At 52.2% G+C, this 10,622-nt stretch carries 11 protein-coding genes and 1 pseudogene; 5 read left to right on the forward strand and 7 right to left on the reverse strand.

Annotated elements, in window-relative coordinates; genetic code table 11:
• Positions 1-1,443 (reverse strand): thioredoxin domain-containing protein (locus AC1HCM_RS04365; RefSeq protein WP_479460558.1); only part of this gene is annotated, 1,443 nt, incomplete at its 3' end.
• Between the two features lie 66 nt (positions 1,444-1,509).
• Here AC1HCM_RS04365 and AC1HCM_RS04370 point away from each other — a divergent pair.
• Positions 1,510-1,857 (forward strand): annotated as a pseudogene (locus tag AC1HCM_RS04370) (methyltransferase family protein); the annotation flags it as partial.
• A gap of 40 nt (positions 1,858-1,897) precedes the next feature.
• On the opposite strand, the gene AC1HCM_RS04375 reads toward AC1HCM_RS04370, so the two are convergent.
• Positions 1,898-3,037: a mechanosensitive ion channel family protein gene (locus AC1HCM_RS04375; RefSeq protein WP_479460559.1), complete on the reverse strand. Its 1,140-nt coding sequence runs from the start codon at positions 3,035-3,037 to the stop codon at positions 1,898-1,900.
• Between the two features lie 24 nt (positions 3,038-3,061).
• Between AC1HCM_RS04375 and AC1HCM_RS04380 the strand changes: the two genes are divergently transcribed.
• The 4 genes from AC1HCM_RS04380 to AC1HCM_RS04395 all read left to right on the forward strand — a co-directional run bounded on the left by AC1HCM_RS04380 (position 3,062) and on the right by AC1HCM_RS04395 (position 7,891).
• The gene (locus AC1HCM_RS04380) at positions 3,062-4,321 is read left to right on the forward strand and encodes an ArnT family glycosyltransferase (protein ID WP_479460560.1); all 1,260 of its coding nucleotides are present in this window, start codon (positions 3,062-3,064) and stop codon (positions 4,319-4,321) included.
• Between the two features lie 44 nt (positions 4,322-4,365).
• Entirely contained in the window at positions 4,366-4,680 is a 315-nt protein-coding gene (gene cutA / locus AC1HCM_RS04385; RefSeq protein ID WP_479460561.1) for a divalent-cation tolerance protein CutA, read from the forward strand.
• Entirely contained in the window at positions 4,677-7,601 is a 2,925-nt protein-coding gene (locus tag AC1HCM_RS04390; RefSeq protein WP_479460562.1) for an AAA family ATPase, read from the forward strand. The genes cutA and AC1HCM_RS04390 overlap by 4 nt, the downstream gene beginning before the upstream one ends.
• A 98-nt stretch (positions 7,602-7,699) precedes the next feature.
• A complete protein-coding gene (locus tag AC1HCM_RS04395) occupies positions 7,700-7,891 on the forward strand; it encodes a hypothetical protein (protein ID WP_479460563.1) in 192 nt (63 codons plus the stop codon).
• On the opposite strand, the gene hisC is transcribed toward AC1HCM_RS04395, so the two are convergent.
• From hisC to AC1HCM_RS04420, 5 genes are all read right to left on the reverse strand, one after another.
• On the reverse strand, positions 7,875-8,930 hold the full coding sequence (gene hisC / locus AC1HCM_RS04400) for a histidinol-phosphate transaminase (RefSeq protein ID WP_479460564.1): 1,056 nt from the start codon (positions 8,928-8,930) through the stop codon (positions 7,875-7,877). The two genes, AC1HCM_RS04395 and hisC, sit on opposite strands and share 17 nt — an antisense overlap.
• Before the next feature lie 4 nt (positions 8,931-8,934).
• Entirely contained in the window at positions 8,935-9,177 is a 243-nt protein-coding gene (locus AC1HCM_RS04405) for a hypothetical protein (protein WP_479460565.1), read from the reverse strand.
• A 47-nt stretch (positions 9,178-9,224) separates the two neighbouring features.
• On the reverse strand, positions 9,225-9,707 hold the full coding sequence (locus AC1HCM_RS04410) for a hypothetical protein (protein ID WP_479460566.1): 483 nt from the start codon (positions 9,705-9,707) through the stop codon (positions 9,225-9,227).
• Positions 9,695-10,045, reverse strand: a complete 351-nt coding sequence (locus AC1HCM_RS04415) for a toprim domain-containing protein (protein ID WP_479460567.1) — start codon at positions 10,043-10,045, stop codon at positions 9,695-9,697. Before AC1HCM_RS04415 ends, AC1HCM_RS04410 begins: the two co-directional genes overlap by 13 nt.
• The coding region (locus AC1HCM_RS04420; protein ID WP_479460568.1) for a pyridoxal-phosphate dependent enzyme at positions 10,035-10,622 on the reverse strand (588 nt) is incomplete at its 5' end. The genes AC1HCM_RS04415 and AC1HCM_RS04420, both read right to left, overlap by 11 nt.

A 10,622-nucleotide genomic window follows, 5' to 3' on the forward strand; every position in this document is an offset into this window, starting at 1 on the left:
TATCTGGGCAGAGTCCTCCTTGTACCTGTGGAGTAGCCTCCCCCTTTCATCAAACATTTTCTCAAGAATAAAGTCCGCACAGGACTTAGCTCTTTCTATGAAGTCCTTTCTTCCTAAGGCGGTTCCAGCCTTGGAGAAGGCTGCTATAGCCAAGCCGTTCCAGTCGGTGAGGATCTTATCGTCTCTGAGGGGTCTTACCCTCTTCTCCCTACTGGCAAAGAGCTTAGTCCTTATGTCCTCCAACCTCTGCTTTAGGACATCAACCTCGTAGCCGAGCTCCTGGGCATACTCAGAGAGAGTCTTCTTCATGTGGAGTATATTCCTTCCCGTCTTTCTCCTCGTAGCCTCTTCGTGGAAGTTCCCCTCCCCTGCGATGTTAAAGACCTTGAGGGCTATTCCGAGTTCCTCAGGTGTAAGGATTTCCTCCAGCTCCTTCAGAGTCCAGGTATAGAACTTTCCCTCCTCACCTTCGCTGTCCGCATCTTCAGCGGAGTAGAAGGCTCCCTCCGGGGAGAGCATATCTCTCGTGAGGTACTCAGCGATCTCCTCAACTGTCTGGGCGAAGAGCTCCTCCCCAGTTACCTGATAGGCTTCTGCGTAAGCCATCATCAGGAGGGCGTTGTCGTAGAGCATCTTCTCAAAGTGGGGCAGTAGCCACTCTCTGTCTGTGGAGTAGCGGTGGAACCCAAAGCCAACGTGGTCCCATATTCCTCCGAGCCTCATCCTCGTCAGTGTATTCCTTACCATTGAGAGGGCTTTTTCGTTTCCAGTCCTCTTGTGGTATCTGAGCAGGAACATGAGGTTGTGGGGTACGGGGAACTTGGGGGCTCCGCCAAAGCCGCCGTAGGTTTCATCGTAGCTGTTGAAGAGCTCAGCAAAGCCCCTGTGCAGTAGGCTCCCATCTATCTCATCTCCTATGTAGCTGTCCTCCTCCGTCTGTTTGAGCGCTGCCAGAACCTTCTGGGCGCTGTCAAGGACCTTTTCCCTGTCTTCTCTCCAGAGCTGGGCTACCCTCAGGAGTATCTCCTTGAGTCCGGGTCTCCCGTAGAGGCTCTCCTTGGGAAAGTAGGTCCCGGCAAAGAAAGGGACCTTATCAGGTGTCATGAGCACTGTGAGGGGCCAGCCTCCAGTTCCCGTCATCATCTGGCACACGCTCATGTAAACCGCATCAATGTCTGGTCTCTCCTCCCTATCAACCTTTATGGCTACGTAGTTTTCGTTGAGTATCTTCGCCACCTCCTCATCCTCAAAGCTCTCCTTCTCCATCACGTGGCACCAGTGACAGGTGGAGTAGCCTATGGACAGGAAGATAGGCTTGTCCTCTCTCTTAGCCTTTTCAAAGGCTTCCTCACCCCAGGGATACCAGTCAACCGGGTTGTAGGCGTGTTGCCTTAGGTAGGGGCTCTTCTCATTGATAAGTCTGTTGGGTTTTCTCTCACTCATCTTCAAGAATTTGGTCCCCGCGGGAGAGCTTGTAATGAGTTTAATCAGGTCTATCTTTCATCCCAGATGGGCGCCTTCATCCTATCGCTCATACACAGCCTGCTCTGGGCTCTGATCTTCCTCGTTGCCGTTCCCTACCTTATAACAGGCTTTGAGCTGGGTCCTCTTCCCTGTGTAGTATCGGGAGGTATCTTAGCTCTGGCGGGCATCATCCTATTTCTGAGGGCGGTGATAGACCTCTCTAAGGTGGGAGGGACGACGAGCCTGCTCAGGCAGGCAAAGAGACTTGCGAGCTCTGGTGTTTACCGCTACAGCCGAAACCCTATCTACCTCTCGGTGTTACTGATAGCACTCGGGGAGACCCTTGCCTTCTGCTCCCTCCCAATGCTCCTCTATACAGCCCTTCTCACCGCAACACTCCATCTCTGGCTTGTCCTATTTGAGGAGCCTCTCCTCAGGCGTCGCTTTGGGGAGGACTTTGAGAGATACTCGGAGGAGGTTCCCCGTTGGGTAGCTTTTCCACGTAGATTGACCTGCTCGGGAAGGCAAAGGAAGAGCCGTTCCTCTCAACTATCTCCATGATCTTCAGGTTTATGTCCTCAACTATCTTCAGATACTCTCCGTAGTCCGCCGTATCCGTGTAGTACTGGAGGAGGATGTTCAGGGAGCTGTCACCGAACACCTCAAAGTGAACGTAGAAGCCATCCCCTTGGGAGACCCTCGGGTGGTTGGCAAGCATCTCCCTTATATCCCTGAGAATACTCTCCATCTGCTCCCTCGTCGTGGAATACACTAACCCTATGTAGGTCCTCACCCTCCTTCTATCCCTTCTTGACCAGTTCTCTATGTTCTGGTTCACTATCTCCCTGTTGGGTATCGTGACGAGGGTCTTGTCAAAGGTCCTTATCTTTGTTGACCTCAGCCCTATGTCTTCAACTACACCCTGAACACCAGCGATGTTTCCCGCCTCGCCTGTGAGTATGGGTTTGTCAAGGAGGATTACGAAGCCACTTATTATGTTCTCAAGGGTGTCCTTGGCAGCGAGGGAGACCGCAAGACCCATGAGACCGAGAGATGCAAGGAGGGCGCTCACGTTTATACCCCACTCCTGGAGCACGGCGAGGGTGGCAACAACTATCACGAAGGCTTTCAGGAGCTTGACGAGGAATCCCCCTATCTCCCTTGATACCTCCTTACCGAACCTCTGGGCAAACTCGTAGAACTTGTCCTCAAAGGCAACTATCAGGCTGAAGGCTGACCAGCCTATGGTGAATATGAGAAGGGTTCTGAGAACCTTGTAGATAAGGGTCTTCTCAACGCCCAAGATGAAAAGGGAAAGGCTCACTCCCACCACGACTATCAGGAAGCTCAGGGGCTTTGCGAGGGCGCGGACGATTATGTCATCAAGCTCCGTGGGGGTGCGGCGGGCAGCCCTCAGGAGGGACTTAACGATCAGAAAGACCACGAGACGACGGAAGAAGAGGAAGAGGAGGAAGAAAAGAAGGGCGAGAACAAACTTGTACAGGGGCGTTCCGAGTATCACGAGGTTCATGAACTCCTGAAGTCTTCTTAAGAGCTCCCCTACCTCCGGCATACCCTCTAATTATAATTAAGAGTGATGTCCCGCCACATCGCCTACATCGTTGCAGTCTCCATCTTTACCTTCGTATTCGGCAACTGGATACTCTCCATAACCTCTCCCGACGAGGGAAAGAACCTTGACGCGGCTCTTAGGATGATAGAGAGAAAGGACTTCATAGTCCCAATCTATAACTGCGAGTACAGGTTTGAGAAGCCTCCCCTCTTTTACTGGCTCACAGACATCTTTTTTATGCTCTTTGGCGTAAACGAGTTCAGTGGAAGGATAGTCTCTGGGCTCTCCGCTCTCGGGATAGCCATTCTCACCTATCTGATGGGTAGGGACCTCTTGGGTAAGGAGAAAGCCCTGATAGGTGCGATCATATACGCAACCCTGATCCACAACTGGGTTGAAGCAAGGGCTGCCACCCCCGAGATGCTCCTGACCTTCTTCATAGTTCTTGGACTCTACCTATTCCTTCAGGAGCGCTTCCTGATGGGATGGGTTGCTCTTGGTTTTGCCTTCCTCGCCAAGGGACCCGTCGGCGTCTTACTTCCTTCAGCGGTTTACCTTTTCTGGAGAAGGAACCTCAGGTTTATCAACGCAAAGGGGGTACTCCTCTTCCTCCTCATAGGCCTATCCTGGTACGGGGCTATGCTCTACAAGTTCGGCTTTTCCTACTTCTACAAGTTCTTCATATACGAGAACGTTCTGCGCTACACCGGACACAAGAGCATACACCCCTACCCCTTCTGGTACTACCTGCCGATAGTGCTGGCGAGCATGCTCTTCTACCTTCCCAAGCTCCTTACCCTCTTGAAACGGTGGGACAGGAGGTTGAACCCACTGCTCCTTTGGTTCCTCTTCGTTCTGATCTTTTACAGCCTCGCCAAGAACAAGCTTCATCACTACATCCTCTTCCTCTACCCGCCTTTAGCTCTCATGCTGGCAAACTACACGGGAAGGAGATACGTCCTCGGGACTTTATCCCTCTCCTTTCTTGTCCTTATGTCCCTCTTCCTCTATGCGGGAAAGGTGGAGTCCGAGAGATTCGTTCCCAAAGCTGTAGAGCTAATAAGGAGAGAAGAACCCAAGAACCTCTTCTTCTACAGGACTGAGAACTCTGCCATCGTCTTCTACACACGCAGGTGCATAGAGAAGGTAGAGAGAAGGGAAGATATACCCGAAGGGTCCTTCATAGTTCTTAAAGAAAGTGACATTGAGAAGCTCGGCAGGGTGAAGGTTCTCCTCATGGGCAGTGAGTTCGGAAGGGAGCTTGCCCTCGTCAGGCTTGAGTGAGCCTTGAATGTTTCCTTGGGTGGGGGTAATATAGTCTCTGGAAGATGAACGGCTACGTTGTGGTCCTGATAACCACACCAAAGGACAAGGGGCAGGAGATAGCGGACTTCATAGTGAAGAACAAGCTCGGAGCCTGTGTAAACGTAGTGCCGAGCGTCAGCTCTACCTATTGGTGGAAGGGGAATATAGAGAAGGACGAGGAGTCCCTCCTCGTGGTAAAGACAACAACCACGAGGCTCAGCCTGCTCACAGAGATGGTAAAGGAGGCTCATCCCTACACTGTTCCCGAGATAATAGCCCTGCCTATAGTCGGGGGGAACGAGGACTATCTCCACTGGATTGAGGAAAGCATCACATGAGACCCCTTCTCCTTGAGCTGGAAGGCTTTACCGTTTACAGAAAACCCCAGAAGATAGACTTTGAGAGGCTCAACTTCTTCGTCATTCAGGGAAAGACGGGGGCTGGGAAAACGAGCATAGTTGATGCGATAACCTTCGCCCTGTACGGAAAGGTGCCAAGGTACGGCTCAGCCAGAAACACGACCTCATTGGTCCTCTCCAAGGGAAGCAAGAGGATGAAGGTCTCCCTCCTCTTTTCTGTAGGTGGGAAGCGCTACAGGATAGAGAGGTTTTACAGGGAAAAGCCCAAGGAGGACATCGTCAGGGTTGAGGAGGAGGGAAGGAAACTGGACCTCAAAAAAAGCGAGGTTGAGGCTTGGGTTGAGAAGGTGACGGGGCTTGACTACAAGACCTTCACAAAGGTGATACTCCTCCCTCAGGGAGAGTTTGATAAGTTCTTAAAGCCCTCCTCCCCGAAGGAGAGAAGGGAGATACTCATAAACCTCCTGAACCTTGAGGTCTTTGAAAAGGTGCGCTCCTTAGCCTCCGATTCCTGCAAGGCACTTGAGGGGGAGCTCAGGGCTCTTAGGTCGGAGCTGGAGAGCATCGGTTCCGTGAGTCCTGAGGAGATAAAAGACCTTGAGAAGAGAAGGAAAAGCCTTGAGGAGGAGTCCGAGAGGCTTAAGGAGGAAATATCAGAGCTGGAAGGACGCCTTCGGCGTGCAAAAGAGAGGGAGGAGATAGAGAAAGAGATAGCCGAGCTTGAGGATAGGCTCAGAGAGCTAAAAGGTCGTGAGGAGGATATAGGAGAGAAGAGGAAGAGGCTTGAAAGGGCGAGGAGGCTCCTTCCATTCCTCCCCTACATAGAGAGGCTTGAGGAGCTAAAGAGGGAGCTGAGAGACCTACGCCTTGAGAGGGAGAGGGTGATGAAGGAGAGGGTGAAGCTCTCCGATGAGCTTGCCAACGTATCTTCGGAGATAGAGAAGGCTGAGGCTGAGTACAGAAGGCTCCCGAGGCTCAGGGAGGAACTCCAGGAAGCCGTTGGTAGGAGGGAAAAGCTCTCCCTAGCGAAGAAGGAGCTCAAGTCCCTGAAAGAGCTTGAGAGGGAGCTGAAGGATATTGAGAAGGAGCTTGAGGAAAGGAAGAGGGAGCTCTCCGAGAGGGAGGAGAGGCTCAGGAAGGGGGAGGAGTACATAGCTGATGTGGAGAGGGAGCTTAAAGATATTGACTTTGATGAGGAGCTCTACGAGAGGCTCCTTAAGGAGGTGGAAAGGAAGAAGAGCCTCCTGGAGAGAAAGGAAAGGCTTGAGAAGGTTGAGAGGGAGTTAAAGGAGCTTGCAAAGGAGGAAGCTCAGCACAGGAAGGAGGCTGAGAGGCTCAGGAGGGAGCTTGAGGAGAAGGAGAGGGAGCTTGAGAGGTTAAGCCTCTTAGAGCAGGCACACCACCTCAGGGCTCACCTCAAGGAGGGAGACACCTGCCCGGTATGCGGGGGAGTGTTCAGCGGTGCTCCCGAGGAGGAAGAGGCGGAGGTTGGTTCCCTGAGGGATGAGGTCAAGGAGCTTCAGAGAAAGCTTCTGGAGGAGGAGAAGAGACTCTCCTCCACCGAGGCAAAGATAGAGAACCTGAAGAGGGAGAGAGAGGAGCTTTCCTCCCTCCTCAAGGGCTGGGAAGAGATCCTGAAGATAGACATAGAAGGTAAGCTCTCCCAGATGGAGGAAAAGAAGAAAAAGAAGCAGGAGCTTGAGAAGAAGCTCAAGAAGTACAGCGATAGATACAACCAGCTCCTGAGAGAGAGGGAAGAGGCTCTGAGGGCTGTTGAGAGACTGAGAAGCAGAAAGGAGGCGGTAGAAAGGTCAGAAAAAGAGAAGAGGGAGAAGCTAAAGGAGCTTATGGGATCCTTCTTCTCCGAAGAGGAGGTTGAAAAGCAGGAGAAGGAGCTCAGCCTTCTGGAAGAGCATCTTAAGGATAAGATTGAGGAGATAGAGGAAAGGAGGGAGAAGGTAAGGGAGTACGCCCAGGAGCTTGAAAGGAGCCTCGCTGGGATTGAGGCAAGGCTAAAGGAGATAGAGAGCTCTTTGGAGAAAAAGGAGGAGGAGAGGAAGGCAAACCTGCGCAGGCTCACGCCCGTAATGGAGGAGCAGGGAGACCTTGAGAGGGTTCGGGAGCTTGCCCTGACGGAGGAGGAGCTGGGGAAGCTTGAGAAGGAGATAGAGGGATACGAGAGAGAGCTCACGCTCACAGGGGAGAAGCTTGATGCTCTCAGGAAGAGGCTTGAGGGATATGGGGATGCCCCTCCGTCGGAGGAGGTTGAGAGAGAGCTTTCGCTGCTCAAGAAGAGGTCTGAGGAGCTCATGCGCAGGATAGGTGAGCTAGGGAGCGAGCTCCAGCAGAGGAGAAAGCTCCTGACAAGAAAGGAGGAGATTGAGAGAAAGCTGAAGGAGATTGAGAAGGAGCTCTCCCTGTACACGAGGCTGAGCGAGGACCTGAGAAGCGACAGACTTCAGGACTTTGCCGCAAGCCTGATGCTCAAGCGGATAGTGGAGAGGGCTTCCGAGTATCTATACAACTTCACGGGAACCTACGAGCTTGATATGGACGCCTCGGGAGACCTACTGGTGGTTGACAGGGTGCAGGGGAGCGAGAGGGACGTAAAGAGCCTCAGCGGTGGGGAGACCTTCCTGGCGAGCCTCTCCTTAGCCTTGGGGGTGAGCGACGTCCTCTCTGCGAGGGCTCACCTTGAGAGCCTCTTCATAGACGAGGGCTTTGGCTCCCTTGATGAGGAGACGAGGGAGAGGGTCAGCGATATACTTGAGGTCATAAAGCAGAGGATAAACAGGATGGTAGGGATAATATCCCACATCCCAGACCTTGCAGAGAGGTTCCATCAGAGGATAGTTGTCAGCAAACACGGAGACTTTTCAACGGTTGAGGTCCTTTATTAAATTCCAAAAGCCGTTTTAAAAAATTTCAAACGATATTTTAACGTGACAAAATAAGTTATTGATATATCTTTAAAATTAGTTCATCGGAGGTAAGGAGGATGGAAAAGAAGACAAACGTCTTTAAGCTGAGCGAGTACATGAAGGTTCTTGAGAGGTATCAGCCCCTATGTTGGGAAGAGGCAGACCTTGCCGAAGAGTGCAGACCCTTTGATATCAAGAACCTTAACGGAGAAAACAGAAAGAGGGAGGATTACTACGTGGACTTTTCAGACCTCATTGTAAAGAGCTAACAACGGAGTAGAGAGCCTCAAGGAAGGCGTCGTTCTCCTCCCGCCTCCCCACACTGACCCTGAGACAGCCCTCAAGTCCCGGAAGGTGGGACATGTCCCTGACGAGAACCCCTCTATCAACGAGCTTTGAGTGAAGCTCTCCTGCGGGAAGAGGAGTTTTAAAGAGGAGGAAGTTCGCCCTGCTGGGGAAGACCTCAACGCCTTCCATGGACTCCATCTCCCTGTAAAGCCTCTCCCTCTCCTTCACAACCTCGGCTACAGCCCACCGGAGGAACTCCCTACCCTCCCTCAGGACGACCTCAGCTATAACCTGGGAGGGATAGGTGATGTTGAAGGGTAGCCTAACCTTATCTATCTCCCTGACGACCTCTTCCTTCCCTATGAGGATGCCCACCCTGAGCGAGGCAAGCCCAACCTTGGAGAGGGTGCGCAGAACCACCGTATCCTCCCTGCTGAGGGCATCGGAGAGAAAGCTCTCACCGCAGTAGCTGTAGTAAGCCTCATCAACCACTGTAAAGAGCCCCCTTTCTCTAAGGGCTTTCATCTTCCCTTTGCTGAACAGGTTTCCCGTGGGGTTGTTTGGGTAGGAGAAGTAGGCCAAGACCGGCTTTTCCTCCTCAACCCTTCTTATGCTCTCCCCGAGGTCTATGTCAAAAGAGCTGTCCAGCTGAACGCAGGTCTTTGGTCTTCCGAAGACATCGGCTGCTATCTCATACATAGGAAAGGTGGGGATGGGAATGTAAACTCCCTGTTCAAACTCCCCTATCGCTATGGATAGATCGTATATAAGCTCATCGGAACCGTTCCCGAGAACGATGTTTTCCTCGGGGACACTGAAGAAATCAGCAATGGCGGACCTGAGCCTTTCAGAGAGGGGGTCTGGATACCTGTTGAAGGGTATCCCCTTGAGAGCCTCCGAGACCCGCCCCTTGAGCTCGGGGGGCAGGTCGTAGGGTAGCTCGTTTGAGGAGAGCCTGATCGGAGCTGGTGTGGTTTCGGTTTTGTAGGCTTTGAGATTCTCAAGCCTTTTGGAGAACATTAACTCAGGTCTGCTCCTCGGCAGGCTTCTCTTCCTTCTCCTCCTCCTCCACCTTCTTGAGGTACATCTCAAGCTCCGCAACGGTGGATTCCTGGAGCTTGTCCTCAAGGATACCCTTTATGAGCCTGTTGAGCTTTTTAGCATCTCCCATGGCTATGCCGTTGAGGACTAGGTAGAGCCTCTTGGGCAGAGAAAGAGAAACCTTTTTATACCTGGGACCACCTCTTCTCCTTCCTTTCTGAGCCATCGTTCACCTCCTAATGCTTTGTTATTTTTATTTTAATATCCTATTACTCATTTTTCAAACTTTTTATTGAACTCAATCGCGTGATTAATGAGCTCACAGTAAACCCTGAAGGGTGTAAGGATTATCTCAATTCTCTCGTTTGGCTCCGCAAGACAGCAGGCTGTGTTGAGTATGTCCTTCAGGAGCTCAAGTTTGGTGTTTATGGTGCTGAAGAGCTCAAGCCTGTCTATCTCCCTACCTATCTCCTCGGGTATGCCTGATAAGAAGGTTATGTCAAAGTTAAATACCTCGTACTCATCGTATATGCTGTCAAGGACCTCCTCAAGCTTTAGCAGAAACTCCTCTTCCACTCTGAGGAGAAAGTCCTTTAAGAACTTGAGCTCTTCCCCCTCCAGGAGGGACTCTCCAAGTATCCTCGTCTCCTCAATGTCTGCCTTGATCTCCATCTTTATACCCGTGAGCAGGTCTATGTTGAACCTCAGCACCCTGTCACAGACCAGAACCTTTTCAAGTATCTTCAGCTTCTCCATGCCTTCGGTAGCTCCTCAATATGAATTATACCCGCTTCCCTCAGATACTCCCTGAAGTCCTCTATCACCCTAAAGCCCTGAGACCTCAGGAGCTCGCCCACCTTCCTGTTTATCCTCTCTCCGTGCTCATCAAGGTCGTAAAGTAGGATTGCGCCTTCCCATCTACCCTCAAGGATGTCCGGAAGGTCCGCAAAGCGCTTACCCGACAGGGATATAACGTTTCTTATTCCGTACCTTTTCAGAGCTCTCTCGTCCCTTTTACCCTCAACGAGGACGGGATATATCTTGGAGTACTCCCTCAGCTTGCCGAGCCAGTCGGGAAGGCTCTTAAAGTCCATGCCTCAGGTGCTTCATAACATGCCACATATCCTTGTCTCCCCTTCCCGAGAGGTTTACCACGATGAGCCCCTCACTGCCGAGCTCCTTCGCCACCTCAACAGCCTTTATAACTGCGTGGGCTGACTCAAGGGCTGGAATTATGCCCTCGGTTCTTGAAAGGAGCCTGAATCCCTCCAGAGCCTCCTCATCGGTGGCGGATATGTACTGAGCCCTGCCCGACTCTTTAAGGTAGGAGTGCTCCGGACCCACACCCGGGTAATCAAGACCCGCCGATATGGAGTGGGTGGGGAGTATCTGCCCCTCTTCGTCCTGGAGGAAGTAACTCTTCATGCCGTGGAGGACCCCCACATGACCCCCCATCAGGGAGGAGGCGTGCATACCTGTCTCTATACCGGAGCCGGCAGCCTCAACCCCTATGAGCCTAACCTCCCTATCCTCTACAACGGGGTAGAAGATGCCCATGGCGTTGGAGCCACCACCAACAAAGTCAACGACCGCATCGGGTAGCCTGCACTCCGCCTCCAGTATCTGCCTCTTAGCCTCACGTCCTATCACACTCTGGAAGTCCCTGACTAT

The sequence above is a fragment of the Hydrogenivirga sp. genome, from assembly GCF_056450045.1.